Source organism: Brevundimonas sp. RM1 (genome assembly GCF_052907225.1).
In genome coordinates this window covers 112,793-136,028 of record NZ_JBRERY010000006.1, presented here as the reverse complement: position 1 = coordinate 136,028, position 23,236 = coordinate 112,793, and the positions used below count along the sequence as shown (strand labels likewise).

Genomic DNA, 23,236 nt, shown 5'->3' with positions numbered 1-23,236 from the left:
GGCCCTGATGTCCGTCGAGGGAGGCTGATTGGCTTTGACACGAGAGGCGTGATTAAACGAACTCATGCGCCAGATTTCATTGACCGTCATCGCCGTGTCCTTGTTGCTCGCCGGTTGCAACGCCGGCGCTTCCGCTCGAGACGGCGTGGATCAGGTGGGCACAGGATTAGGCGACGCCGTTACCGCGCCGCTTGAGGATCTGAACCTCAAGCGTCAGGAAATCCCAACCATTCTGCTTCAGGCGGAATCCAATCCGTATGACCTGCGCAACATGACGCGATGCTCGGTGATCGCTGCCGAAATCGGGCGATTGGATGAGGCTCTGGGCCCGGATACGGACGCTGCGCCTACCGATGATGGAACCTTTATGAGCGAGCGCGCTGCCGACGCTGCGGCAGGCGCGACGCTGGACGCCGTGCGCGGCACGGTGACGGACTTCATTCCGGCTCGCAGCTGGGTGCGCCGTCTGACCGGCGCCGACGCGCACAGCAAGCACGTTCAGTCAGCCATTCAGGCGGGCCTGCGTCGCCGCTCCTTCCTGAAGGGCGTGGGAATGCAGCGGAATTGTGCGCCTCCGGCGGCTCCGGCGGGCTTCGTTCCGCGTAGAGGCTAGGCCTTCAGGTGCCGCGCGCGGAAGTCGCGGCGGAACTGCTCGAACCGCCCCTCGGCTATGGCCGCGCGCATGGCGGCCGTCAGGGCCTGGAAGAAGGCGATGTTGTGCCAGCTCAGCAGGATCTTGCCGAGAATCTCATCAGCGCGGATCAGGTGGTGCAGGTAAGCCTTTGAATAATCTTGCGAGGCCGGGCAGGGAACTTCGGGGTCCAGAGGATCCTGATCCTCGGCGAAGCGGGCGTTCTTGAGATTCAACGGGCCGTCCCATGTCCAGGCCTGACCATGGCGCCCCGCGCGCGTCGGCAGGACGCAGTCGAACATGTCGACGCCACGATAGACCGCTTCGACCAGGTCGATCGGCTTGCCGACGCCCATCAGATAGCGTGGGCGCTCCTTGGGCAGGAACTCGGGCGCATAGTCCAACACTTCGCACATGGCTTCATGGCCTTCGCCGACGGCCAGGCCGCCGATGGCGTAGCCGTCGAAACCGATCTCCTGCAGGCGTTCTGAGGATTCACGGCGCAGGTTCTCATAGGTCGAACCCTGCTGAATGCCGAACAGGGCTTGTGCATCGCGCGTGCCGAAGGCGTTCTTGGAGCGCTGCGCCCAACGCGCCGACAACTCCATGCCTTCGCGCGCGCGCTTTTCCTCGGCGGGCCAGGCGACACATTCGTCCAGTTGCATGACGATGTCGGAGCCGAGGCGGTCGGCCTGGATCTGGATTGAGCGTTCCGGCGTCAAGACGTGTTTGGAGCCGTCGATGTGGCTGGAGAAGGTCACGGCCTCCTCGGTCAGCTTGGAGATGCCCGACAGGCTCATGACCTGGAAGCCGCCGGAGTCCGTCAGGATCGGCTTGTCCCAGCGCATGAAGTTATGGAGGCCGCCCAGGCGCTCCATCCGCTCGGGACCGGGCCGCAGCATCAAATGGTAGGTGTTGCCCAGAATGATGTCCGCGCCGGTCTGCTTGACCTGATCCACCGTCATCGCCTTGACCGTTGCGGCGGTGCCGACGGGCATGAAGGCGGGGGTGCGGATATCGCCGCGCGTGGTTTTCAGCACGCCGGTGCGGGCGCGGCCTTCGACAGCGGAGATCTCAAATGGAAAAGGCATGGGCGTTCCTTGCAGGGAGGCGCGTCTTAGGCCGTCTGCTCCGTAACCGCCAGTCAGCGCAGTAGCGTCTCAAGGCGCTCCGCGCGCTGCAGATCCTTGGGGCGACCGAACAGACGGCATTTCTCGATCTGTTCGGAGACGGTGGGGATGTAAATCGTCCCCCCGTCCAGTTCGACACCCTGGCGCGTGGTGAAGATGACCGGGGTCCAGTCCGCGCCTGCGCGGACGTCCATCATCGCCATGACCTCGATTGGAACCGGCGTGGTCAGGATTTCGCCGAACACCTGCGACCGGAACAGGCCTTCGCCGGGGTCTTCGATGGCTTCGCCGTGCAGGGCCTCGATCAGGCGCCGCGCGTCGCGCGGACTGGTCATGACGTCGACGTCAGGCACGTGCCACTCCGACAGGCCCGACAGGGCCATGCCGGCGCCGCCGAACACCCACCAGGGATCCTGAAGCTCACTCGCCGCCGAGGCCAGGATGTCGAAGGTCGCGGCCAGATTTTCGGGCAGGTCGTCGATGTGGCTCATTGGGCGTCTTCCCGGAACAGCAGGCTTCCGTCGCCATAAGAATAGAAGCGATAGCCGCTGTCGATGGCGTGGGCGTAGGCGGCGCGCATCGTCTCCAGCCCCGCGAAGGCGCTGACCAGCATGAACAGCGTCGATTTCGGCAGGTGAAAGTTGGTCATCAGCACGTCGCAGGCGCGGAAGCGATAGCCTGGCGTGATGAAGATGGCGGTGTCGCCGTGGAAGGGCTGGACCAGGCCGTCCTCGCGCGTCGCGCTCTCCAGAAGGCGAAGCGAGGTTGTGCCGACGCAGACGATGCGTCCGCTCGCTGCGCGCACCGCGTTCAAGGCGGCGGCGGTCTCGGCCGAGACCTCGCCCCACTCGGAGTGCATCTTGTGATCGGCCGTGTCGTCGGCCTTGACCGGCAGAAAGGTGCCCGCCCCGACGTGCAAAGTCACGGCGTGGGTCGTCACGCCGCGCGCCCGGATGGCGTCCAACAAGGCCGGGGTGAAGTGCAGACCCGCCGTCGGCGCCGCAACAGAGCCGTCATGCTCGGCGAAGACGGTTTGGTAATCCTTCAGATCCTGATCGTCCTCGGCCCGCTTGGCTGCGATATAGGGGGGCAGGGGCATGACCCCGACCTCGCGGATGGCGTCGTCCAGCGCCGGACCCGCCAGATCGAAACGCAGGGTGACGAGGCCGTCCTCGCCCTTGGCGGTGATCTCGGCGTCGACCTGGCCCAGGAAGCAGGCGTTGTCTTCCTCGCGCCCGAAACGCACGCGGTCGCCGACCTTCAGCCGCTTGCCGGGCTTCATGAAGGCGCTCCAGACGTCGGGTGCGTCGCGGTGGTGCAGGGTCGCCTCGACCGGCACCGACAGCAGCTCGCCTTCCGGCCCGGTGCGGTGGCGCACGCCCGACAGGCGCGCGGGGATCACGCGGGTGTCGTTGAACACCAGGGCGTCGCCCGGTTGCAGAAAAACTGGCAGGTCGCGGATGATCCGGTTCTGAAGATCGCCGCCCTTCACGACCAGAAGGCGGGCCGAGTCGCGCGGGTCGGCGGGGCGCAGGGCGATGCACGCCTCGGGCAGGTCGAAGTCGAAATCGGATGTCCGCATGGGGCGGGGAATGCTCACGCCCCGCCTTTGCGGTCAAGCGAGACCCGGCGGAAAGTCGACTGGCGAAAACCGCTCCAGCCGCTATGTCAGACGCAGCCCATGGGAGTTTGAGTGCATGACCGACCGCTATCTGGACGACCTGACCGTCGGCGAAAGCTGGGACAGCGAACCCTTCACCATGACCGAAGCCGAGATCATCGCCTTCGCGACCGAGTTCGACCCCCAGCCCATGCATATCGACAAGGCGGCGGCCGAGGCGGGGCGTTTCGGTGGCCTGATTGCCAGCGGCTGGCATGTCTGTTCGCGCGTGATGCGGCAGTTCGTGGACGAAGCCTATTTCGGTCAGACGCCGCTGCTGGGCATGAATGTCGACGCCCTGTGGTGGGTGCGGCCTGTGCGCCCCGGCGACACCCTGACCGTGCGCCGCGAAATCATCGAGATCCGCCCGTCCAAGAGCCAGCCCGATCGCGGCGTCGTGCGCACCAAGACGACCGTCACCAATCAGGACGGCGATCTGGCCATGAGCTTCGAGAACCAGATGCAACTGCCGAGAAACGCTGAAGCGCGGCTCTAGGCGTCGTTCGGGCGCAGGAATAACGCCATGCCGATTGAGGCGGGCGCCGTGGGCTGAAAGCCGTATTGGGCATAGAGGCGATGGGCCTCTCCGTCGGCGATTAGGCTGATGTAGGCCTCTGCGGGCACGGCGGCGCGCAGGTGTTCAACCAGAGCCTTCATGATCGCCTTGCCCAGACCGCGTCCCTGGTGGACGGGATCGACGGCGATGTCGACGATCTGGAAGAACAGCCCTTTGTCGCCGATGACCCGTCCCATGCCGACGACTTCGCCCGACTGGTTCTCAATCACCACGGCGAAGACAGTGTTAGGCAGGCCGGCGGCCGCTGCTTCTGCGCTACGCGGGGTTAGACCTGAGATGGCCCTGAGGCGACGGTAGTCGTCGATGACGGGCGTGCGGGCGACAAGGCGGTAATCGGGGCTCATTACATCCTGATATTGGATGCGCGGTCAGGGCGACAGGGAGAGTCATCAAAAGTTGACCTCGCGCGCTCAAGGCGTCAAAGCCCGGTGCATGCTTCAGAACCTTGAAACCCTGTCCCGTGAGGCCCGTTCGTGGCCGTTTGAGCAAGCGCGCAACCTGCTGGCCCACGTGCTCAAGAAACGGCTGTCGGACGCGGAGCGCGATGCGGCGAAACTGCTGATCGACGCGGGCAAGGCGGACGAGGCTCTGGCGACCTTCGAGGCGCTGAACCGGCCGGTGATCCTGGAGACGGGTTACGGCCCGTCGGGTCTGCCGCACATGGGCACGTTTGGCGAAGTGGCGCGCACGACCATGGTGCGCAACGCGTTCCGCGCCCTGACCGGCGATCACTGGGCTACGCGCCTGATCGCCTTCTCGGACGACATGGACGGCCTGCGCAAGGTGCCCGAGGGCGTGCCCAACCCCGAGATGCTGCGCGAAGACCTGCACCTGCCGCTGACCAAGGTGCGCGACCCGTTCGGCACGCATGACAGCTTCGGCGCGCACAACAACGCCCGTCTGCGCGCCTTCCTCGACAGCTTCGGCTTCGACTACGAGTTCATGTCCTCGACCGAGACCTATCGGTCGGGCCGGTTCGACGCGACCCTGCTGACCCTGCTGGAACGCTTCGACAAGGTCATGGGCATCATGCTGCCGACCCTGGGCGAGGAGCGCCGCGCCACCTATTCGCCCTTTCTGCCGATCAGCCCGATCACCGGCCATGTGCTCCAGGTGCCCACGCTGGAGCGCAATGTCGAGCGCGGGACTATCGTTTTCGACGACCCGGCCGGCGGCCGCACCGAGGTTCCCGTCACCGGCGGCCATGTGAAGCTGCAGTGGAAGCCCGACTGGGCTATGCGTTGGACCGCGCTGGACGTCGACTACGAGATGTCGGGCAAGGACTTGATCGAGAGCGTGCGCGAGAGCGGCAAGATCTGTCGCGCCCTGGGCGGCACGCCGCCGGAAGGCTTCAACTACGAGCTCTTCCTCGATGTCGAAGGCAAGAAGATCTCCAAGTCCAAGGGCAACGGCCTGACGATGGAGGAGTGGCTGCGCTACGGCACGCCTGAGAGCCTGAGCTGGTACATGTTCCAGTCGCCGAAGTCGGCCAAGAGCCTGCACTTCAACGTCATTCCGCGCGCGACGGACGATTATCTGTCCTTCATCGAGCAGTATAAGACGCAGGAACCGGCCAAGCAGATCGACAACGCCGTCTGGCATATCCACTCAGGGACTCCGCCTGAGAGCGTCTCGCCGGTGTCCTTCGCCCTGCTGCTGAACCTGGTGGGCGTGGCCAACGCCTCGACCAAGGAACAGTTGTGGGCTTATTTCGCCAAATACCTGCCGGACGCCACGCCCGAGAATGAGCCGGTTCTGGACCGGTTGATGGGCTATGCGCTGAACTACTACGAGGACTTCGTGAAGCCCTCGAAGACCTATCGTCTGCCCGACGACAAGGAGAAGGCGGCCCTGCTGGATCTGGCGGAACGTCTGAAGACCCTGCCGGCCGACACCACCGACGGAGAGATCATCCAGGGCGAGGTTTACGCCGTGGGCAAGGCGCACGAGTTCGAGCCGCTACGGGCTTGGTTCCAGGCGCTGTATGAAGTGCTTTTGGGCGCCTCGCAGGGGCCGCGTTTCGGTTCGTTCGCGGCCATCTACGGCCTGTCCCAGACAATCGAACTGCTCGAGAAGGGCGCTGCAGGCGGCTTGGTCGAGGGGTAGGGATTGAAAGTTTCGGGCCGCTGATCTCATCAGCGGCCCGTCTTCGTTCTGGATATGATCAGGCGACGAAGACGGCCCCGACCAGGGAGGCTAGAGCCAGCATCAAGAGCAGACTCTCAAACGGGGACGGCAGCCAGATTGATCGGCGATGGCGTCGGCGGGTGCTGGGGACCATGATTTTCGCTCACATTCCATAATGACCTGCAGGGCGAGCTCAGCAGAGCCGGAGATCGGCAGCGGCTGGCCGTAAAGGCTGCGCCACAGCACATCCAGAGCCACGTCTGCTTTTCCAAGTGCGCCCATGGATGCCATAGCGCACGACAATGCGGCCTCTGCCCATCCCCCGTATGGGGGAGGAAATGAACAATATCTGTTTTTTCACACGAACTTGGGCGGGGCCGGAGCGTCAGGCGGCTCTGCGTTCGACAAGAAAGATGAACGGCACATAACGACAGGGCTGGGGGAGCCTTCAGCTTGGGCGAGGCATTCTCACTCCATCGACAACTCGATGACAGGAGAGCCATATGTCGAAGACCTTCAAGGCGGGTTTGGCCGCCACCGCCATGTTCACCGCGCTGGCCGCCGCCGCTGCGCCCATTACCGCCAGCGCCATGCCTCAGGCCAACGGCATCACCAACTGTGACGCGCCGGGCGGCCGTCAGCAGGCGGGCGCCGCAATCGGCGCCGTGCTGGGCGGTCTGGCTGGCAGTCAGGTGTCGAAGAATGAGCGCGCCCTGGGCGCCGTGGTCGGCGCGGGCGCTGGCGCTGCGGCCGGCTCCTATATCGGCTGCAATCAGCAGCGCACGCGCGCTGCGGCCCAGTCTAACGCCAACATGTACCGCGCCACGTCCAACCTGCGCATCCGTTCGGGCCCCGGCACGCAATATCGCCAAGCCGGCAGTCTGTCGGCCGGTCAGCCCTTCACGGCCACGGGCTCCCAGGGCGAGTGGGTGCAGATCGCCGGCGGCGGCTGGGTCAACGCTCGCTACGTGGCGCCGAACTGATCGGCGGATTTCTCCCCCGCGTCGATCACATGCGAGGGCCGTCCCGAAAGGGGCGGCCTTCTGCTGTTATTGGCTGACCCACAGGATGCGGGCCATCCACCGGATCTGGCCGCGCGGCAGGATGCGCGGCTCATAGTGCGGATTGACCGAAGCTAGAACGACTTCGCGACCATTCAGGGCGGCGATTTCCTTGGCCAGGGTCTCGCCCTCTGCCGTGCGAACCACCACCCGGTCGCCGCGCCGGACCTCTGTAGCGTCCAGGTCGACGATGACCCGGTCGCCTGGCCGATATACCGGCTCCATGGAGTCGCCGTCGATAGTCAGACTGAACAGACTGTCTTTGTGGGCAGGCAGTTCGGTCTGATCCCAGCCTTCCGCCATCGGCAGGCCGGCGTCGTCGAAGAAGCCCTCGTCGCCCGCGCGAGCGAGGCCCAGAAGCGGTATGGCGCGAGGGTGCGGCGCGGCGTCATCCGCAAGGGCGGCGAACTCGCCCAGACTTAGACCGCTCGCCTGAAGCACGCGCATCAGGCTTTCCGTCGAGGGCCAGCGAGGGCGAGGAGGCTGGCCGGGCCCTAGCCGCTTGGAGGGATTGAAGCTGGTGGCGTCCAAGCCCGCGCGTCGCGCCAGACCCGAGGCCGAAACGCCCTCTCGTCGCGCCAGGGCGTCGATGGCCTTCCAAATTTGGGCGTGGGACAAGGGCAATGGCGCACGTTCCAAAAAACTCGAGGCGTCAGTCTACTTGGATGAAATAGCAATATCTACCTACGAAATTTCTACGCCTGCCGCACGACGCTCTTGCCAGGCGAAAAAGGTTCCAACGCCCAAGGCGATGATGATGCCGTATCCCGCCATGTTGACGACTGTGTAGAAGGCGGAAATCTCAGGCCGTAATTTCATGAGAACCATGACATGGCTGGCGACGGACAAGAGTTGGAAAGCGCTGGCCCACACGGGCCAAGTTCGGGGAGCTTTCCAAGCTAGAGCCACAAAAGCCGCCAAGGCGATCAGGTCGATCAGCAGTACCGGCCATTGGGTGGCGACATAACCCAAATAGCGTTGAGCCAATATCGAAAGGAACCACCCGCATAGAACGACGATCGCGCCTATCCGCTCTGGATGGCCTCCCTTTGTCAGCGCAAAAAAGCACACGAGCAGGACGCTCGCGGCGCCTATGTAGCCTGCGATGAAATCAAACAACGAAAGGCCCCCATCGCCTCTAAAACGATGGGGGCCAAGCTACACCAAGCTAGTTTGAAGCCGGATAGCTGATACGTAATATTACGCCGAATTCACGCCACGCGCAGGTGACGCTCCTGGCTGCCCATGGGGCGGCTATCCCATTCATTGGGCTTGTCGAGCGGACCCAGGGCGTAGGTGCCGTAGCCGAGACGACGATGGTCCTTCTCGAGTTCGGCGTGGCACGCGATCAGGGCTTCACGAGCGGTGCTGAGAGCGGCGATGGCTTCCATGGCCTTGGTCTGGGAGCCTGCTGCGGCGACGGCTGAGAGCGACAGAGCCGAGCGTGCGCCGATCATGGTCTGAACCAGGGTCGCGGCGTGGGCGATGGCGTCATCCAGCGCTTTTTCGGTGGCGTGCAGTTCGCCGGCGACACCGGCGATGACTTCGTTGCGATCCATGACTTAACCCCTCGTTGAAAAGAACAACGAGAAAAGGTTAACGCGTATTAACTAATTTGAACAGGGCTTTCTTTACAAAATTTACAATTGACGTTGTCGCTCCATCGCTCGTCAGGAGCCTTCACTTTCGGGGTCCAGCAGGAAGTGGGCGGTAAGAGAGGCTATCGGGTCTTGCCGGGCGTCCTGCCACGCTTCGGCGACCACATGGGCGACGCGGCGTCCGGCCTTGTTGATTCTGGCGCGTGCGTAGACGTCGATCGGGCGACCCGAACGAAGATAGGCCACGGTGACGTTGATCGGGCGCGGCAATCGCAGCCTTGGATAGGTCAGAGAGACCTGGGCCATGGCCGTCATTTCCAGCAGGGCCGCGGTTGAGCCGCCGTGCAGAGCCGGCAGCATCGGGTTGCCGATCAATTTGTCGGCGAACGGCATGACGACGGTGATCTCGTCGCCGTTCATCTGAGTTTGAAGGCCCAGGAAGCGGGCGTAGGGCAGGCTGTCGAGCAGGGAGGCGGTCATGCGACGGTCCTGGATTTCCGGTTTGCGCCGGGGCGGTGATCGCCTTCCGCGCTGACCATATAGGCGGACTGGGCGGCGGCGACGGGATCGGTCGGATCATCTTCGAAGGCCCAGGCGCGCACGAAGGCGAGATTGCGCGTCAGGCGATAGCACCGCGCCTCGGCCAGCAGATCACGACCGGGCGCTGCGGCGCGCATATAGTCGACGCGAAGATCGAGCGTCGCCACGGGCCGAAACGTTCCCAGCCCCACCCAGACGGCCAGACCGCCGACGTGGTCCAGCAGGGTGGTGACGAGGCCGCCGGCCAGGACGCCGGTCTCGGGATCGCCGATCAGATCATCCCGATAGGGAACGCGAATGCGGACGCGATCTCCGTCCAGGCCTTCGAAAGCGAAGCCCAGGGCGTGGGTGTGCGCCGCGCCGGATGCGAGTTGCGGCAATAGAGTCTCTAGGAACGAATCCGTCATCGAGGCGTCCTGTGTTGCGTCTCGTCTTGGTCGCCCGTCAGGGGCGTCCTTGTCCAGCGAGCGGATAGATTGATGATCCGACCTCAAGATCTTCTGAGGCCCGCGCCAGCCGGTCTCTACTGCCCGATTGGTGATTTCTATGTGGATCCCGTGCGTCCGGTGGATCGGGCGGTGATCACGCACGGCCATTCGGATCACGCGCGGCCGGGGCACGGCGCCGTATTGGCGACGCCCGAGACCCTGGCCATCATGGCTGAACGATACGGACCCGACTTCGCCGGACGGGTTCAGCCCGCCGCTTGCGGAGAGGCGACGACGATCAACGGCGTGGCGGTGCGATTTGCCCCCGCCGGGCATGTGCTGGGCTCGGCTCAGGCCGTCATCGAGCGAGACGGCCTGATCATGGTGGTGTCCGGCGACTACAAGCGGCGACGCGATCCCACCTGCCTGCCGTTCGAGCCGGTTCGCTGTCATGTGTTCATTTCTGAGGCGACGTTCGGTCTGCCGGTCTTTATTCACCCGTCGGACGAGGAGGAGATCGCGCGCCTGGTTCATTCTCTGGCGCAGTTTCCTGAACGCGCCCACCTGGTCGGGGCCTACGCCTTGGGCAAGGCGCAGCGTGTGATCCGCCTGCTACGCGAGGCGGGCTGGGATCGGACCATTCATGTTCACGGCGCGCTTGAGCGTCTGAACCGCCTTTATCAGAACGAAGGGATCGACCTGGGATCGCTGGCTCCCGCCATAGGGCTGAAGGCGGGGGCCTTGGGCGGCGAGGTGGTGATTGCGCCGCCTTCGGCCATTCAAGACCGCTGGGCGCGCCGGTTCGCTGATCCGGTGACCGCCTTCGCCTCCGGGTGGATGGGCGTGAGGGCGCGAGCGCGTCAAAGGGGCGTGGAGTTGCCCCTGGTCATTTCAGATCATGCGGACTGGCCCGAACTGATCCAGACCTTTGAAGAGCTGGCGCCGGAAGAAATCTGGATCACGCACGGGCGCGAGGAAGGCCTGCTGCGCTGGGCGGAGCTGAAGGGGGTGAAGGCGCGCGCCTTGCGTCTTGTCGGCTATGACGAGGACGATGAAGAAACGCTGTGCGAGCCGGCGACGGCTTGATCGCCTTTAGGCGACGTCTCGCGCCCGCGCAGGGGCGGCGTTCGCCGGTTCCAGCGCGGTGTTCATGGCCAGGCGCAGGCGCTCCGGCTTGATGGGCTTCTCCACCACGGCGGCCATGCCGGCGGCCAGGTAGGCCTTGGCGTCGTCCGGGTCGGCATTGGCGGTCAGGGCGATGATCGGAATGTCGCGCTGAGGGCCGTCGAGGGCCCGAATTGCGCGTGTCGCGCCGACGCCGTCGAGACGCGGCATCTTGATGTCCATCAGAATCAGGTCGAAGGGGCGCGACTGGACGGCTTCGACCGCTTCCTGACCATCTTCGACGGTTTCGGAGGTGCAGCCGAACATCTCGCACAGGGCCTGGGCCACCACGCGGTTGGTGGCGTTGTCGTCTGCGATCAGCACATGCGGACGCGCTTGAAGATGAAGGCTGTCCAGATCGGCGACGTTGGTCGGTTCGTCACGCTCGATGAAGGCGATCGGCGCGGACAGGTCGAAGGCGAAGGTAGCGCCGCGCCCCGTATTGTTCTCGGCCCAGATGCGACCGTCCATGCATTCGATCAGGCGTCGGCTGATCGCCAGGCCCAGTCCGGCGTCTGGCGCCGAAGGATTTAGCAGGCCGCTGGTGCGGCTTTCGTCAGCGGGACCGTCATCGCGGATGCGAGCCTCGATCTGCACGCGGTCGCCATAGGCGTGGGCCTTGAGGCTGGCCTCGACCATGCCGTGGCGGGCAAAGCTCAGGGCGTTGCCGATCAGGTTGTTGAACACCTGGCGCAGGCGGTCTGCGTCGACCATGGCCGCCAGTTCCGTGTCGCCTTCATAGCCGACCATCAGGGTGACGCCGTCCTGAGCCGCGCGCGGCGACCAATGGCTCTGCAACTCATCCATCAGGGTGCGCAGAGGGGTGGCGGTTGCGCTGATCTGCAGTTCGCCCGCCTCGGCGCGCGCCAGGTCGAGGGCGTCGCGCAGGCTGTCCAGCATGTCCTCGGCGGAATCCATGATGGTCCGGGCATGGGCCTTGGCGGCCTCGTTCAGCGGCTGGCGATGCAGCAGCTCGGCCACGGCCAGCACCCCGTTCATGGAGGTGCTGAGTTCGCGGTTCAGCAGGCTCATGAAGCGGCTTTTGTCCCGCGCCGCAGTCTGGAGCGCGCGCTCGGCCGCGTCGGAGGAGTGGAGCTGCTCGACCAGGCGCTGGTTCTCGTGACGCTGGTCTTCATTGATGGCGCGCAGCAGGGCTACGGCCGTGCCGACGCCGCGATAGGCTCCGCCATGCGTGACGATGAAGCCGCGCATCAAGGCGCCGGGACCGCTCTTCAGGATGATGGAGGAAAAGGCGTCCACCCGAACGCCGGATTCGATCACGGCCGGTTCCGGGTCCATCACATGGACGACCTCGCGGGCGCCGTACAGGCTCTGACCCAGCGGGCCGGCCAGCTTCAGCAGGAAGTCTCCGCGCTCAATCAGGCCGATAGGGCGATCGCCGTCGACGACCGGTATCACCAAGGTGTCCGGTTCGCGCTGGAACCGCGCGAGAATGTCGCCGGTCATGGCGGTTTTCGCCACCGGCTCCACGCGGTCAGTCAGCACTTCAATCGTCGGCATTCGGCCGGCTCCTACTGAGGTTCTTTTACAATCTCAGAGAATCTTTTGCAGAAGGGTTAAGCCGCCTTGTTTATTGTCAATCTCGCGTCCTTTGCCGAGCCCGTCGCTCTGGCGTATAGGGGGGCGACGTCCCATCTATCCGACCCTGGTTCCTTTTTTCGAATGCGCGCGGCCTGCGGGCCGACCGCAGGCTTGTCATGAGCGCAATCGTGCAACACTCTGAAAAAACAGCTCTTGTTCTTTTTTCCGGCGGGCAGGACAGCGCCACCTGCCTGGCCTGGGCGCTGGAGCGTTTTGATCGGGTGGAGACCGTTGGCTTCGACTACGGCCAGCGTCATGCGGTCGAGATGCAGGCTCGCCAGTCCGTTCGCGAGGAACTGGTTAAGGCCTTGCCGCAGTGGGCCGACCGCCTGGGCGACGATCACGTGGTCGATCTGACGGGCTTCGGCGCCATCGGCGAGACGGCGATGACGACCGAGCGCGCCATCGAGGCGGACGCGCGCGGCCTGCCGAACACCTTCGTGCCGGGGCGCAATCTGATCTTCCTGGTCGCGGCGGCGGCCCTGGCCGACAGGCGCGGGCTGGAAGTCCTGATCGGCGGCATGTGCGAGACCGACTACTCCGGCTATCCCGACTGCCGCAACGACACGATCCAGGCCACGGCCCGCGCCCTGTCGCTGGGGCTGGACAAGTCCGTGCCGGTCGAGACGCCGCTGATGTTCCTGACCAAGGCCCAGACCTGGGAGCTGGCGGATCAGATCGGCGGTCGCGCCCTGGTCGAGGCCATTATCGAGTTCAGCCATACCTGCTATATGGGCGACCGGACGCATCGCCATGTCTGGGGTTATGGCTGCGGGGCCTGTCCGGCCTGCGAACTGCGCGCGGCGGGCTATGCGCAATGGGCGGCCGCATGACCTATTCGGCCAAGGAAGTCTTCCTGACGGTGCAGGGCGAGGGCGGACAGGCGGGCCGCCCCGCGGTCTTCCTGCGCTTTGCCGGATGCAATCTGTGGAGCGGGCTGGAGCGAGACCGTGCAACGGCGATCTGCAGCTTCTGCGACACCGATTTCGTCGGGGTGAACGGCGACGGCGGCGGCAAGTTCAAGACGGCCAACCTGATGGCTAACTATGTCGCAGGGATGTGGCGTGGTCGCGAAGGCGATCCGAAGCTGGTGGTCTGCACGGGCGGCGAGCCGCTGATGCAACTGGATACGCCGCTGATCGACGCCCTGCATGCGCGCGGGTTCGAGATCGCCATCGAATCCAACGGCACCCTGACGGCGCCGGACGGCATCGACTGGATCTGCATCAGCCCCAAGGCCGACGCCCCCGTGGTTCAGACCTCAGGACAGGAGCTGAAGCTGGTCTATCCGCAGCCCCTGGCTATGCCGGATCGGTTCGAGAGCCTCGACTTCCAGCATTTCTGGCTGCAGCCCATGGACGGCCCCGACCAGGCCGCCAACACCGCCGCCGCCATCGAATATTGTCTGACCCACCCGCAATGGCGGCTCAGCGTTCAGACGCACAAGTACATCGGGGTGCGGTAGGGCGAGGGCAGGGCGGCGAACCGCCCTGCCGGGTGCCTTAGGCCGCCAGAAGCATCTGGGCGTTTTCGAACGGCAGGCCTGAATCGTCCGTCGCTCGCCGCGATTGCTCGCGGAAGCCGAGGGCTTCGTAGAAGCGCATCGCCTGAGCATTGTCCGTATAGACTTCCAGCATCAGCGTCCCTTTCAGTGAAAGGGCGTGCGCGACCAGCGCGCGTCCGATCCCGTGGCCCTGTTGGTCGGGGGCGACGAACAGGCCGCCGATGAAGCTGTCGATCAGGCTGATGAAGCCGACGGGTCGGCCTCCACGGCAAGCGACCCAGGTTTCCGCGCTGGGCAGGTATTGGCTCTCGATCAGGCCCTGCTGTTCGAGCAGGCGGTCCTCGCCGATGAAGGCGTGGGCGAGAATCGAGGCTTGAAGCCAGATGTCCGACAGCGAGGCCGTGTCGGTCGAAGGGCTATAGGCACGAATGATCGTGTCCATGTGTGGCATGAGTTTTCCGCAGATAGATATGCAAACAGAGACTGCGCCCGATCAGGCGCAGGAAAATCCCGCGTGGGCGGGCCTAGTTGAGGGCTCTGCGCATAAATCTCCTTCTGCGAGCTGAGGCGGTTAGCAGGCGGCGGAGAGAGATTCAATGGAGTGTCGGCGAAACGCCTTGAAGCGAAGGGGACTTAGCAGTCCTTGCCCTGCCGCTGCCTTTGTTCGCAGCGGCGCTGTTCGCGTTCATACTCGCGTTGTTCGCGCTCGCGCTTGGCCTTGGTTTCCTCGTCCGAGGTAGTGACCGCGTCGAAACCTGCGCCGACGGCGGCGCCCGTCACCTTGGCCGCGCCGCCGACGACGGCGGCTCCTGCGCCGACGACGGCGCCTGCGACACAGCCCTGAAGCATCAAGGCGCCGGACAGACAGAAGGCGAGGGCGGTAAGGCGCTGGATCATGACGACAGTTTGCCGCGCCGCCTGCCTTCTGTCAGCGCGCAAAAGAAAGGGGGCGCTCTTTCGAACGCCCCCTGTGATCTTTCGATCAGCGTAGGCTTACAGGCTGTCGACCATGACCAGTTCGGCGTCCTGCTTGGCCATGATGGTGATGGTCGACTCGTCGACGATGCCGGCGCCGTCGCGAGCGTTCAGCGTGGTCCCGTTGACCTCGACTTGCCCCACGGCGGGGACCAGATAGGCGCGGCGACCGGCGGCCAGGTCATAGGAAAGGCTTTCGCCCGCCTTCAGCGTGGCTGCCAGGATCTTGGCGTCGGCGTTGATCGACAAGGCTTCGTCCGACGGATCGCCCGAGGCGACGACGGTGAAGCGGCCCGAGCGATCGTTCTTGGGAAACTCACGCTGGCCCCAGGACGGTTGAGCGCCCGGTTTGTCGGTCTCGATCCAGATCTGGAAAAGGGTGGTCGTTTCATTTTCGAGATTGAACTCGGAATGACGCACGCCTGTACCCGCGCTCATCACCTGAACGTCGCCCGCGCCGGTGCGGCCCTTGTTGCCCATGGAGTCCTCGTGGGTGATGGCCCCGGTGCGGACGTAGGTGATGATCTCCATGTCGGCGTGCGGGTGAGGCGGAAAGCCCGACCGGGCGCCGATTTCATCATCGTTCCAGACGCGCAGGCGGCCCCAGCCCATCCGCTTGGGATCATAGTAGTTGGCGAACGAGAAGTGGTGTTTGGCGTTCAGCCAGCCGTGGTTGGCGCCGCCGAGGGTGTTGAAAGGTCTGACGTCGATCATGGTTCGGTCTCCCATCCGAGAAATGCTTGAAACCTAGATAGGATCGCGCGCCCTTATTCGCAACTGTTATTGTTTCTGATGGCCTCAGCCCGTCTGAGCTCGGTGGCGCAGCATGGCGTCGGCCAAGACGATGGCGGCCATGGCCTCGACCACCGGGACGCCGCGCAGGGCGACGCAGGGGTCATGACGTCCCTTGGTGCGCAGGTCGACCTCATCGCCGTCGCGGTTGATCGTCTGGCGCAGAGTCAGGATCGAGGAGGTCGGCTTGAACGCCACGCGCGCCGTCAGCGGCTGGCCGGTGGAGATGCCCCCAAGGACGCCGCCCGCCTTGTTCGACAGGAAGACGGGCTGGCCGTCGTCGCCCAGCCGCATTTCGTCAGCGTTGTCCTCGCCCGACAGTTCGGCGGCGCCGAAGCCCGCGCCGATCTCGACGCCTTTCACGGCGTTGATGGACATCAGGCCCGCGGCGAGTTCCGCATCCAGCTTGGCGTAGAGGGGCGCGCCCCATCCGGCCGGGACGCCCGTGACTTCCAGCGCGACGACGGCTCCGATGGACGAACCCGCCTTGCGCACGTCGTCCAGATACCGCTCCCACTCAGGCACGACCTCGGTCGAGGCGGCGAACAGGGCGTTGTCGTAGACGGCGTCGAAGTCGACGGCCTCATCTGGGATTCTGTGCGGGCCCAGTTGGACCACGCCTGCGCGAATCCGCACATCCGGGCCAAGGACTTTGCGGGCCACCGCGCCCGCCGCCACGCGACTGGCCGTCTCGCGCGCCGATGACCGGCCGCCGCCGCGAGGGTCGCGCACGCCGTATTTGGCCTGATAAGCGTAATCGGCGTGGCCGGGACGGAAGGCGCGAGCGATCTCGCCGTAGTCCTTGGATCGCTGGTCGGTGTTCTCGATCATCAGGCTGATCGGGGTTCCGGTCGTGACCGGGCCGTCGCCGTCATCATAGACGCCTGACAGGATACGGACCTGATCGGCCTCCTGTCGCTGAGTGACGAAGCGGCTGCCGCCGGGCTTGCGCAAATCCAGCCAGGGCTGGATATCGGCTTCAGTCAGCGGGATCAGCGGCGGACAGCCGTCGACGACGCAGCCGATGGCGGGGCCGTGGCTTTCGCCCCAGGTGGTGACGCGGAACAGGTGGCTGAAGGTGTTGTGCGACATGATGGCGAGGCTTAAGCCGCCATCCGCTCCGGCGTCCAGACCCGAGTGAAGCGAAGCAGCATATCCTCGGCGGCCGAAGGCAGGTCGTCAGAAGGAACCAGCTTGACGAACAGGTCGCCGGCGGCCCGCTTGCCCCGCGCGGGCAGGCCGAGGCCGGGAAGGCGCAGTCGCACCGGTTCGACCATGTCCGGCACCAGCCAGGCGGCTTGTGGTCCGGCGTGCGTGTCGATCTCGATCCGCCCGCCGTCCCGCATCAGGCGCGGCGCGATGGGCCAATCCATGAAGAGATCCGCTCCCAGAACGGACAAGCCGTCGGCCGGTCGGATTAGGACGCGCAGCAGGGCAGGGCAGCCTTTCAGGCGGATGCGGTCGGCGGTCCTCACGCCTGGAGGAACGTGGATCAGCAGGCTCCGTCCCCAGGCATTGACGATCACGCTGCCTCCGGTGAGCGCCTGCATCGGCGTCAGCACGATGAGTGGCGGCGGAGGAGAGGCGGTGCGCGCAGTGTGGACGCCTGGAGCCTCGGAATTTCTGCGTGGTGCAGGCAGGGCGCGCGTTTCGGTTTGCAATAGGCGATAGGCGGCGATCACGCGCCGGAACCGTTCGGCGTCGCCGCCGGGCTGATCCGGGCGAGAGGCCTTGATCGCGATGCGGAAGGCGGCCGCCAGAGCCTGCGGCCCTGCGGGGCCGTTGAGGCCGAGCAGGCGCCGAGCGTCCATGAAGGAGAGGCTGTCTGCGCGCATGGCGGCCACTGTGCGGGCCGTATGGTCAAGACAGGGTTAACCTTATTTGCAAAGCTGACGCAGGATTGAACGAACGCCATGTGACGCGAACCGCGAGCGGGACTATAGGTCCAACATGACCCAGTCAGTGATCCCCCCCAGCCCGTCTCGCGAAGACTATGCCGCCCAGCTCGAGGCGAACGCGGATGAAAGCCTGTTCGACCGGGACGAGCCTATCGCCCTGTTCGTGGAGTGGCTGGAGGATGCGCGAGCATCAGAGCCCAATGACCCCAACGCGATGGCCCTGGCTACGGTCGATGTCGACGGTCATCCTGACGTGCGGATGGTGTTGCTGAAGGATGTCGATACGCGGGGATTCACCTTCTTCTCCAATCAGGAAAGCGCCAAGGGCGGTCAATTGTGGTCCAGCCCCAGCGCCGCCCTGCTGTTCCACTGGAAGAGCCTGCGCCGCCAGGTGCGTGTTCGCGGCTCGGTCGAGCCGGTCAGCGTGGAAGAAGCCGACGCCTATTTCGCCAGCCGGGCGCGCGAAAGCCGAATCGGCGCCTGGGTGTCGGATCAGTCGCGCCCTCTGGCGGACCGGGCGACGCTGGAACGGCGGGTGACGGAACAGACCGCGCGCTTTGACGGTCAGGAGGTGCCTCGTCCCGATCGCTGGACCGGCTGGCGGGTCAAGCCCGTACAGATCGAGTTCTGGCGCGATCGTCCTTTCCGCCTGCACGACCGCCTGCGCTTTGATCGGGCGATGGAAGATCAGCCTTGGCGCCGCAGTCGTCTGTGGCCCTAGGCGGTTTTGAAGCGGCTCAGGCGGCGTAGCGGGCCAGAAAGGTCTCCACGGCGTCTTCGGCGATGGCGACGGGAGATCGGGTAGGCAGAACCTGGTCCCCGGTCACTGTCGGCACAAAGAACAGTGGGTGTTCCACCATGCCCATCAACTGGCTGGCGGCCCACGAAGGCTTGTGGAGATTCAACTCGCCCTTGGCGGCCATTTCGGCCAGGGCCGAGACCAGTACTGTGCCGAAGTCGTGCTTCGCTTGCTCATAGAAGGTGGTCGCCAAGCTCTCGAAGCGGCGCCGCTCGGTCATGACCAGGCGAAAGATGGCCCTGACGAACGGGTCGCTGATGAAGTCGGCGTAAGCTGTCAGGAAACTGTTCAATCTCGGCTGCGCCGGGCCGCTGCAGGTTTTCACCTTGGCCATGCGTTCAGCGAAATCTGCGGATGCTTCATCGATCACCGCCGCGAACAGCGCCGCCTTGTTTTCGAACATGGCGTAGAGGGTCGCCGTCGATACGCCCGCTTCGCGGGCGATCCGCTCCATCTTGGTGCCAGCGTAGCCTTCTTCGACAAAGTGCAGACGAGCCTGGCGCACAAGGGCGTCGCGTCGAGGGTCGTCGAGGACATGGACCGAGACGGTCATCGGATTGTCACCAGCCGTTAGACGGTGATATTGCCTTTAATTTGCCACGATTGCAACGATCACGGTTAATACACTCAACGAGGCCCGTTACTTCAGCCAGGGCTCGAGCAGAGGGTGGGCCAGCACGGGCGCGGCCAGACGCACGACGGCCTGAGGGTCTTCTAGACGTACGGCGGCGGTGGCGTCTGCGACAATGAAATCGGCATGAACCCGCGAGGGTTCCGTCAGGCGTTCGTGACCGGGACGGACGGTGGCGAGGTACTGATGGATGACCGATTCCGCCGTTCGTCCACGCTCTGTCTGGTCGCGCAGCAGCCGGCGAATGAAGCGGATATCCGCCGGGGTGTCGACGAAAACGCGAATGTCGAACAGGGCGGTCAGGGCCGGCGTGCACAGCAGGTGCGTGCCTTCGACGACGACGACCTGGGCGGCCGGCACCGGTTCGCCGCCCGGTTCGCGTCCATGATGGATGAAGGAGTAGAGAGGGGCGGTCACGCTGCGCCCGGCCTTGAGGTCGGTCAGATCGGAAATCAGCAGATCGTGATCGCGAGCGGCGACATCGTCAAAGTCATGCGTCGCGGCGTCGAAGCCCGGCACGGACGCCGCGTCCAGATAGTAGGAATCCTCGCGCAATAGGGCGGCGACGCCCTCCGGCAGCGAGGAAATCAGGGCTTCGGCCAGGGTGCTCTTGCCGGAGCCCGAGCCGCCGGTGATAGCGATCAGTATGGTCATGGGCGGCTCATTCACCCGGATGCAGCCGGATGCAAGCCTTGATCGTGCGCTGAAACGGCGATCTGTCGCGGCCTGCCTTCCCTTGCGTCACGTTGCTTGTCGCTGTTCACCTGTCTTAGCGTGGGCGCAAGCGCCGCTTTCAACCAAGGCGCATAGACGAGGGAAGACGCCGAATGCTGGGTATGATGCAGGACTGGCCGTTGACGGTCGACAAGATCCTCGATCACGCGAAGAACTGGCACGGGGAGCGTGAGGTCGTCACGCGTTCGGTCGAGGGGCCGATCGTCCGCACCAACTACGCGGCCATCCATGAACGGGCGCGTCGCGTGTCGAACGCCCTTCTGGCCTGGGGAACCAAGCCAGGCGACCGCGTCGCGACACTGGCCTGGAACACCGGCAACCATATCGAGACCTGGTACGGAATCATGGGGATCGGGGCCGTATGCCACACCCTGAATCCCCGCCTGTTCCCAGAACAGCTGGCCTACATTATCAACCACGCCGAAGACCGGATCCTGTTCACCGATCTGACCTTCGTGCCGCTGCTGGAAGCCGTTCTGCCGCATTGTCCGACGGTTGAGCGCGTCATCGTCATGACCGACGCCGCCCACATGCCGCAGGCCAAGCTGCCGAGGGCGGAGGCCTATGAGACTGTGCTGGAGCAATCGTCGAGCGATGTGACCTGGGGCGGGTTCGACGAGCAGACGGCCTGCGGCCTCTGCTACACCTCAGGCACGACGGGCAACCCGAAGGGCGTGCTGTATTCGCACCGCTCCAACTTCATCCATACGCTGCTGGGGATGCAGGCGACGGTCGTCGGGGGCACGCCCAGCGAAGTCATTCTGCCCGTGGTGCCGATGTTCCACGCCAACGCCTGGGGCATCGCCTTCGTCGGCCCGGCGGCGGGCTCCAAGCTGGTCATGCCGGGCGCCAAGATGGACGGCGCTTCCATTTATGAGTTGATCGAGACCGAGGGCGTCACCTTCTCGGCCGCCGTGCCCACGGTCTGGCAGGGGCTGTTCGGTCACATGGTGGAGAACAATCTGAAGTTCTCGACTCTGCGAAAGGTGCTGATCGGCGGTTCGGCTTGCCCCGAGGCTCTGATCCGCGGGTTCCAGGACAAGTTCGGCGTCGAGGTGGTTCACGCCTGGGGCATGACCGAGACCTCGCCCATCGGCACCATCGCCAATCTGACGCCGGAGCTGAAGGCGCTGCCTTATGATCAGCAGATGGCCTGGCGCATGAAGCAGGGCACGCCCCCGCTGGGCGTTGAGCTGAAGATCAAGAACTACGGCGGCCAGGACATGCCGCATGACGGCAAGACCTATGGTCGGGTCATGGTCAAGGGACCGACCATCGCCGGCGCTTATTTCAAGGGCGAGGGCGGCGATATCCTGGATCACGAAGGCTTCTTCGACACGGGAGATATCGCCAGCGTCGATTCCCAGGGCTTCATGCAGATCACGGACCGCGCCAAGGACGTCATCAAGTCGGGCGGGGAGTGGATCAGCTCGATCGACATCGAGAACATCGCCGTCGGCCATCCCAAGGTCGCGCTGGCCGCCGTCATCGGCGCGGCCCATCCCAAGTGGGACGAACGGCCGGTGCTGCTGGTCAAGCTCAAGGAGGGCGAGGCCGAGGACAAGCAAGAGCACCTCGACTTCCTGCAGGGCAAGATCGCCAAATGGTGGATGCCGGACGATGTGGTCTTCGTCGATGACATTCCTCTGGGCGCCACCGGCAAGATCGATAAGAAGACGCTGCGCGAGCGGATGAAGGATTACCAACTGCCCGCCGCCGGCTGACAGCGACGGAGGACGCCATGTCGACCACACGCCCCAAGGGCCAGTCTCTGGCCGTGATGTTGCTGCTCGTTGCGCTTTTGGCGCCGACGTTGTTGCTGGTCGCGATCTGCGGCGCGCGGGTGGGCGTGTGGAGCGCTGATTTCAGTTTGGGCGTGCTGGCCCTGAAAGCGGGGCGGTTGCTGGCCTATCTGGGCTTGGCGGCCGCCCTGATCGCCTGCCTGATGGCGTTTCGCGAGCGTCGACTGTTGGGGATTGCGGGGGCGGCCCTGGCGATCGCAGGCGTGACCCTGGGCGGCTATCTGGTTCAGGAGCGCCGTTTCACCGATGCTCCGCGCGATGTGGCGACCGATCCATCGGAGCCGCCGGCCTTCGCGCGTATTCTGGCGGCGGAGCGGCGCCTTGCGGGCGTGCCCGAAACCCGGCCTCAGGCCTGTGAAGGATTGAGTCCCGCGCCGACCCAGGTCGCGCCGGAGACCGCCGCCTGGGCGCTCGAAAAGGCGGGGTTCACGGTTCTGGGCACGGCACCTTTCCGTGTGGACGGGCGCAAGGAAGGCGCGTGGTTCGGCCTGACCCATGATGTCACTGTCCGGATTCGTCCTGGCCGCACCGACGTTCGCGTCGCCGGGCGCGACAGCCTTCAGGTCGGGGATGAGGCGTGTCGTCTCGCCAAGGCCGTCGTCGCAGAGCTGACGCCTTAGAGGGCTGGATCGGTCAGTCGCCAGTTCGCGGCCATCTCTGGCTGAGGGGATGCCTGGACGCGTCCGTCTTTCGCCAGCTTGATCAGATGGGCGAGCACAGAAAGGCTGGCGGCGGGCCACAGTCGCGGATCGACGGCGGCGTATAGGGCGGGCACCATGTCTGCGATCATCTGGTCGCCTGACGCGAGCCGAGCCATGATCTGGGCCTCACGCTCCAGCCTGTGGTCGCGATAGGTCTTCAGGAAGGGGGTGACCTGGGTGATTGCCGGGCCGTGCGTCGGCCATATCGTCGAAAAACCACGCGCTAGGACGGCGTCCAGGCTGTTCATGTAGTCGGCCATATCGCCGTCCGGCGGAGCCACCACTGTGGTCGACCAACCCATCACATGATCGCCGCTGAACAGGGCGTTCTCCTGTCGCAGCACGAAGGCCATATGGTTGGAGGCGTGCCCAGGCGTGGCCATGGCTTCCAGCGTCCACCCGTCGCCCTCGATCCATTCGCCTCCGGCTAGGAGCACGTCAGGGTGGAAGTCGGCGTCATCATCCTCATCCAGTGCGGCTGAGACGTGCAGGGGCCGCTCAGGCGGTCGAGCCGCCAGGATCGGTGCGCCGCCGACGGCCTCGGCCAGCGAGCGGGCGAGGGGGGCGTGGTCGCGATGGGTGTGCGTCACAAGGATGTGGCTGACCACGCGGCCTTCAATTGCGCGCAGTAGGGCCGACAGATGAGCGTCATCGTCCGGTCCGGGATCAATCACTGCCACTTCGGCGCCCGGCAGGCTGCGTCCGACGATATAGGTTCCTGTACCTGTGAAGGTGAATGGCCCCGGATTGTCGGCGATCACGCGTTGAATCAACGGGGAGACCTGATCGCGCCGCCCGTAGGCGAAGTCGAACTGACGGAGATAGGGGATCATGGCCAGCCTCCCTGCGTGTGCGAATCCAGCAGTCGCTTCTCCACAAAG

The 23,236-nt window shown here is 64.9% G+C and carries 28 protein-coding genes; 10 read left to right on the top strand and 18 right to left on the bottom strand.

Going from position 1 to position 23,236, the window contains the following annotated elements; all coding sequences use genetic code 11:
- Positions 1–64: 64 nt before the first annotated feature.
- Positions 65–613 carry a hypothetical protein gene (locus tag ACU5AP_RS08410; protein ID WP_046653441.1) on the top strand — a complete coding sequence of 183 codons (549 nt, stop codon included), beginning with the start codon at positions 65–67 and terminating at the stop codon, positions 611–613.
- Here ACU5AP_RS08410 and tgt read toward each other — a convergent pair.
- From tgt to queA, 3 genes are read right to left on the bottom strand one after another with little or no spacing between them, the layout of a single operon-like run.
- The gene (tgt, locus tag ACU5AP_RS08405; protein ID WP_128719997.1) at positions 610–1,722 is read right to left on the bottom strand and encodes a tRNA guanosine(34) transglycosylase Tgt; all 1,113 of its coding nucleotides are present in this window, start codon (positions 1,720–1,722) and stop codon (positions 610–612) included. The two genes, ACU5AP_RS08410 and tgt, sit on opposite strands and share 4 nt — an antisense overlap.
- Before the next feature lie 53 nt (positions 1,723–1,775).
- The gene (locus ACU5AP_RS08400) at positions 1,776–2,252 is read right to left on the bottom strand and encodes a hypothetical protein (protein WP_003164763.1); all 477 of its coding nucleotides are present in this window, start codon (positions 2,250–2,252) and stop codon (positions 1,776–1,778) included.
- Positions 2,249–3,343, bottom strand: a complete 1,095-nt coding sequence (queA, locus tag ACU5AP_RS08395) for a tRNA preQ1(34) S-adenosylmethionine ribosyltransferase-isomerase QueA (protein WP_446681062.1) — start codon at positions 3,341–3,343, stop codon at positions 2,249–2,251. Before queA ends, ACU5AP_RS08400 begins: the two co-directional genes overlap by 4 nt.
- 115 nt (positions 3,344–3,458) lie before the next feature.
- Between queA and ACU5AP_RS08390 the strand changes: the two genes are divergently transcribed.
- Positions 3,459–3,917 (top strand): MaoC family dehydratase, encoded by a 459-nt coding sequence (locus tag ACU5AP_RS08390; protein ID WP_003164766.1) that lies wholly within the window; start codon positions 3,459–3,461, stop codon positions 3,915–3,917.
- Here the strand turns inward: ACU5AP_RS08390 and ACU5AP_RS08385 are convergent.
- Entirely contained in the window at positions 3,914–4,342 is a 429-nt protein-coding gene (locus ACU5AP_RS08385; protein WP_003164767.1) for a GNAT family N-acetyltransferase, read from the bottom strand. The two genes, ACU5AP_RS08390 and ACU5AP_RS08385, sit on opposite strands and share 4 nt — an antisense overlap.
- 88 nt (positions 4,343–4,430) lie before the next feature.
- Between ACU5AP_RS08385 and ACU5AP_RS08380 the strand changes: the two genes are divergently transcribed.
- Together ACU5AP_RS08380 and ACU5AP_RS08375 are read left to right on the top strand one after the other, a co-directional pair.
- A complete protein-coding gene (locus tag ACU5AP_RS08380; RefSeq protein WP_128719999.1) occupies positions 4,431–6,104 on the top strand; it encodes a lysine--tRNA ligase in 1,674 nt (557 codons plus the stop codon).
- Between the two features lie 524 nt (positions 6,105–6,628).
- Positions 6,629–7,108, top strand: coding sequence for an SH3 domain-containing protein (locus ACU5AP_RS08375; RefSeq protein WP_128720000.1), 480 nt, complete (start codon positions 6,629–6,631; stop codon positions 7,106–7,108).
- 66 nt (positions 7,109–7,174) lie between these two features.
- Here the strand turns inward: ACU5AP_RS08375 and ACU5AP_RS08370 are convergent, their stop codons facing one another.
- The 5 genes from ACU5AP_RS08370 to ACU5AP_RS08350 all read right to left on the bottom strand — a co-directional run bounded on the left by ACU5AP_RS08370 (position 7,175) and on the right by ACU5AP_RS08350 (position 9,731).
- Positions 7,175–7,810: a S24 family peptidase gene (locus tag ACU5AP_RS08370; RefSeq protein ID WP_040345299.1), complete on the bottom strand. Its 636-nt coding sequence runs from the start codon at positions 7,808–7,810 to the stop codon at positions 7,175–7,177.
- Between the two features lie 60 nt (positions 7,811–7,870).
- The gene (locus tag ACU5AP_RS08365; protein WP_040345301.1) at positions 7,871–8,305 is read right to left on the bottom strand and encodes a hypothetical protein; all 435 of its coding nucleotides are present in this window, start codon (positions 8,303–8,305) and stop codon (positions 7,871–7,873) included.
- A 92-nt stretch (positions 8,306–8,397) separates the two neighbouring features.
- A complete protein-coding gene (locus ACU5AP_RS08360) occupies positions 8,398–8,745 on the bottom strand; it encodes a hypothetical protein (protein ID WP_003164776.1) in 348 nt (115 codons plus the stop codon).
- Between the two features lie 111 nt (positions 8,746–8,856).
- On the bottom strand, positions 8,857–9,264 hold the full coding sequence (locus ACU5AP_RS08355) for a PaaI family thioesterase (protein ID WP_003164777.1): 408 nt from the start codon (positions 9,262–9,264) through the stop codon (positions 8,857–8,859).
- Positions 9,261–9,731 carry a PaaI family thioesterase gene (locus tag ACU5AP_RS08350; protein WP_446681058.1) on the bottom strand — a complete coding sequence of 157 codons (471 nt, stop codon included), beginning with the start codon at positions 9,729–9,731 and terminating at the stop codon, positions 9,261–9,263. The genes ACU5AP_RS08355 and ACU5AP_RS08350 overlap by 4 nt, the downstream gene beginning before the upstream one ends.
- Positions 9,732–9,803: 72 nt before the next feature.
- Between ACU5AP_RS08350 and ACU5AP_RS08345 the strand changes: the two genes are divergently transcribed.
- Positions 9,804–10,838 carry a ligase-associated DNA damage response exonuclease gene (locus ACU5AP_RS08345; RefSeq protein ID WP_128720001.1) on the top strand — a complete coding sequence of 345 codons (1,035 nt, stop codon included), beginning with the start codon at positions 9,804–9,806 and terminating at the stop codon, positions 10,836–10,838.
- A gap of 6 nt (positions 10,839–10,844) precedes the next feature.
- Here the strand turns inward: ACU5AP_RS08345 and ACU5AP_RS08340 are convergent, their stop codons facing one another.
- On the bottom strand, positions 10,845–12,437 hold the full coding sequence (locus tag ACU5AP_RS08340; protein WP_141258322.1) for a response regulator: 1,593 nt from the start codon (positions 12,435–12,437) through the stop codon (positions 10,845–10,847).
- 206 nt (positions 12,438–12,643) lie between these two features.
- On the opposite strand from ACU5AP_RS08340, the gene queC reads away from it, so the two are divergent.
- A complete protein-coding gene (gene queC, locus ACU5AP_RS08335) occupies positions 12,644–13,351 on the top strand; it encodes a 7-cyano-7-deazaguanine synthase QueC (protein WP_373863218.1) in 708 nt (235 codons plus the stop codon).
- Positions 13,348–13,983 carry a 7-carboxy-7-deazaguanine synthase gene (queE, locus tag ACU5AP_RS08330; protein ID WP_446681061.1) on the top strand — a complete coding sequence of 212 codons (636 nt, stop codon included), beginning with the start codon at positions 13,348–13,350 and terminating at the stop codon, positions 13,981–13,983. Before queC ends, queE begins: the two co-directional genes overlap by 4 nt.
- A gap of 37 nt (positions 13,984–14,020) precedes the next feature.
- On the opposite strand, the gene ACU5AP_RS08325 is transcribed toward queE, so the two are convergent.
- The 5 genes from ACU5AP_RS08325 to ACU5AP_RS08305 all read right to left on the bottom strand — a co-directional run bounded on the left by ACU5AP_RS08325 (position 14,021) and on the right by ACU5AP_RS08305 (position 17,624).
- Entirely contained in the window at positions 14,021–14,464 is a 444-nt protein-coding gene (locus tag ACU5AP_RS08325) for a GNAT family N-acetyltransferase (protein WP_088411651.1), read from the bottom strand.
- A 191-nt stretch (positions 14,465–14,655) separates the two neighbouring features.
- Positions 14,656–14,919, bottom strand: a complete 264-nt coding sequence (locus ACU5AP_RS08320; RefSeq protein WP_040345311.1) for a hypothetical protein — start codon at positions 14,917–14,919, stop codon at positions 14,656–14,658.
- Positions 14,920–15,015: 96 nt separating this feature from the next.
- On the bottom strand, positions 15,016–15,711 hold the full coding sequence (locus ACU5AP_RS08315; protein WP_003164786.1) for a pirin family protein: 696 nt from the start codon (positions 15,709–15,711) through the stop codon (positions 15,016–15,018).
- Positions 15,712–15,795: 84 nt separating this feature from the next.
- Entirely contained in the window at positions 15,796–16,881 is a 1,086-nt protein-coding gene (aroC, locus tag ACU5AP_RS08310) for a chorismate synthase (RefSeq protein ID WP_128720004.1), read from the bottom strand.
- 11 nt (positions 16,882–16,892) lie between these two features.
- Positions 16,893–17,624 carry a J domain-containing protein gene (locus tag ACU5AP_RS08305; protein ID WP_446681057.1) on the bottom strand — a complete coding sequence of 244 codons (732 nt, stop codon included), beginning with the start codon at positions 17,622–17,624 and terminating at the stop codon, positions 16,893–16,895.
- Positions 17,625–17,739: 115 nt separating this feature from the next.
- Here ACU5AP_RS08305 and pdxH point away from each other — a divergent pair, with 115 nt between their 5' ends.
- Positions 17,740–18,408: a pyridoxamine 5'-phosphate oxidase gene (gene pdxH / locus ACU5AP_RS08300; RefSeq protein WP_128720006.1), complete on the top strand. Its 669-nt coding sequence runs from the start codon at positions 17,740–17,742 to the stop codon at positions 18,406–18,408.
- 16 nt (positions 18,409–18,424) lie between these two features.
- Here the strand turns inward: pdxH and ACU5AP_RS08295 are convergent, their stop codons facing one another.
- Positions 18,425–19,039: a TetR/AcrR family transcriptional regulator gene (locus ACU5AP_RS08295; RefSeq protein ID WP_446681056.1), complete on the bottom strand. Its 615-nt coding sequence runs from the start codon at positions 19,037–19,039 to the stop codon at positions 18,425–18,427.
- Positions 19,040–19,126: 87 nt separating this feature from the next.
- Entirely contained in the window at positions 19,127–19,771 is a 645-nt protein-coding gene (gene udk, locus ACU5AP_RS08290; RefSeq protein ID WP_040345313.1) for a uridine kinase, read from the bottom strand.
- Between the two features lie 173 nt (positions 19,772–19,944).
- Here udk and ACU5AP_RS08285 point away from each other — a divergent pair, with 173 nt between their 5' ends.
- Positions 19,945–21,576: a long-chain-fatty-acid--CoA ligase gene (locus tag ACU5AP_RS08285; RefSeq protein WP_446681055.1), complete on the top strand. Its 1,632-nt coding sequence runs from the start codon at positions 19,945–19,947 to the stop codon at positions 21,574–21,576.
- Positions 21,577–21,593: 17 nt separating this feature from the next.
- Positions 21,594–22,274, top strand: a complete 681-nt coding sequence (locus ACU5AP_RS08280) for a DUF1499 domain-containing protein (RefSeq protein ID WP_128720009.1) — start codon at positions 21,594–21,596, stop codon at positions 22,272–22,274.
- Here the strand turns inward: ACU5AP_RS08280 and ACU5AP_RS08275 are convergent.
- Positions 22,271–23,188: an MBL fold metallo-hydrolase gene (locus ACU5AP_RS08275; RefSeq protein WP_312991025.1), complete on the bottom strand. Its 918-nt coding sequence runs from the start codon at positions 23,186–23,188 to the stop codon at positions 22,271–22,273. The two genes, ACU5AP_RS08280 and ACU5AP_RS08275, sit on opposite strands and share 4 nt — an antisense overlap.
- Positions 23,189–23,236 lie beyond the last annotated feature (48 nt).

Excerpts from the sequence above, each read along its gene's own strand:
- ACU5AP_RS08410 (WP_046653441.1), top strand. The coding sequence starts at position 65 with ATGCGCCAGATTTCATTGACCGTCATCGCCGTGTCCTTGTTGCTCGCC.
- tgt (WP_128719997.1), bottom strand. The coding sequence starts at position 1,722 with ATGCCTTTTCCATTTGAGATCTCCGCTGTCGAAGGCCGCGCCCGCACC.
- ACU5AP_RS08400 (WP_003164763.1), bottom strand. The coding sequence starts at position 2,252 with ATGAGCCACATCGACGACCTGCCCGAAAATCTGGCCGCGACCTTCGAC.
- queA (WP_446681062.1), bottom strand. The coding sequence starts at position 3,343 with ATGCGGACATCCGATTTCGACTTCGACCTGCCCGAGGCGTGCATCGCC.
- ACU5AP_RS08390 (WP_003164766.1), top strand. The coding sequence starts at position 3,459 with ATGACCGACCGCTATCTGGACGACCTGACCGTCGGCGAAAGCTGGGAC.
- ACU5AP_RS08385 (WP_003164767.1), bottom strand. The coding sequence starts at position 4,342 with ATGAGCCCCGATTACCGCCTTGTCGCCCGCACGCCCGTCATCGACGAC.
- ACU5AP_RS08380 (WP_128719999.1), top strand. The coding sequence starts at position 4,431 with ATGCTTCAGAACCTTGAAACCCTGTCCCGTGAGGCCCGTTCGTGGCCG.
- ACU5AP_RS08375 (WP_128720000.1), top strand. The coding sequence starts at position 6,629 with ATGTCGAAGACCTTCAAGGCGGGTTTGGCCGCCACCGCCATGTTCACC.
- ACU5AP_RS08360 (WP_003164776.1), bottom strand. The coding sequence starts at position 8,745 with ATGGATCGCAACGAAGTCATCGCCGGTGTCGCCGGCGAACTGCACGCC.
- ACU5AP_RS08355 (WP_003164777.1), bottom strand. The coding sequence starts at position 9,264 with ATGACCGCCTCCCTGCTCGACAGCCTGCCCTACGCCCGCTTCCTGGGC.
- ACU5AP_RS08350 (WP_446681058.1), bottom strand. The coding sequence starts at position 9,731 with ATGACGGATTCGTTCCTAGAGACTCTATTGCCGCAACTCGCATCCGGC.
- ACU5AP_RS08345 (WP_128720001.1), top strand. The coding sequence starts at position 9,804 with ATGATCCGACCTCAAGATCTTCTGAGGCCCGCGCCAGCCGGTCTCTAC.
- ACU5AP_RS08340 (WP_141258322.1), bottom strand. The coding sequence starts at position 12,437 with ATGCCGACGATTGAAGTGCTGACTGACCGCGTGGAGCCGGTGGCGAAA.
- queE (WP_446681061.1), top strand. The coding sequence starts at position 13,348 with ATGACCTATTCGGCCAAGGAAGTCTTCCTGACGGTGCAGGGCGAGGGC.
- ACU5AP_RS08325 (WP_088411651.1), bottom strand. The coding sequence starts at position 14,464 with ATGGACACGATCATTCGTGCCTATAGCCCTTCGACCGACACGGCCTCG.
- ACU5AP_RS08320 (WP_040345311.1), bottom strand. The coding sequence starts at position 14,919 with ATGATCCAGCGCCTTACCGCCCTCGCCTTCTGTCTGTCCGGCGCCTTG.
- ACU5AP_RS08315 (WP_003164786.1), bottom strand. The coding sequence starts at position 15,711 with ATGATCGACGTCAGACCTTTCAACACCCTCGGCGGCGCCAACCACGGC.
- aroC (WP_128720004.1), bottom strand. The coding sequence starts at position 16,881 with ATGTCGCACAACACCTTCAGCCACCTGTTCCGCGTCACCACCTGGGGC.
- ACU5AP_RS08305 (WP_446681057.1), bottom strand. The coding sequence starts at position 17,624 with ATGCGCGCAGACAGCCTCTCCTTCATGGACGCTCGGCGCCTGCTCGGC.
- pdxH (WP_128720006.1), top strand. The coding sequence starts at position 17,740 with ATGACCCAGTCAGTGATCCCCCCCAGCCCGTCTCGCGAAGACTATGCC.
- ACU5AP_RS08295 (WP_446681056.1), bottom strand. The coding sequence starts at position 19,039 with ATGACCGTCTCGGTCCATGTCCTCGACGACCCTCGACGCGACGCCCTT.
- udk (WP_040345313.1), bottom strand. The coding sequence starts at position 19,771 with ATGACCATACTGATCGCTATCACCGGCGGCTCGGGCTCCGGCAAGAGC.
- ACU5AP_RS08285 (WP_446681055.1), top strand. The coding sequence starts at position 19,945 with ATGCTGGGTATGATGCAGGACTGGCCGTTGACGGTCGACAAGATCCTC.
- ACU5AP_RS08280 (WP_128720009.1), top strand. The coding sequence starts at position 21,594 with ATGTCGACCACACGCCCCAAGGGCCAGTCTCTGGCCGTGATGTTGCTG.
- ACU5AP_RS08275 (WP_312991025.1), bottom strand. The coding sequence starts at position 23,188 with ATGATCCCCTATCTCCGTCAGTTCGACTTCGCCTACGGGCGGCGCGAT.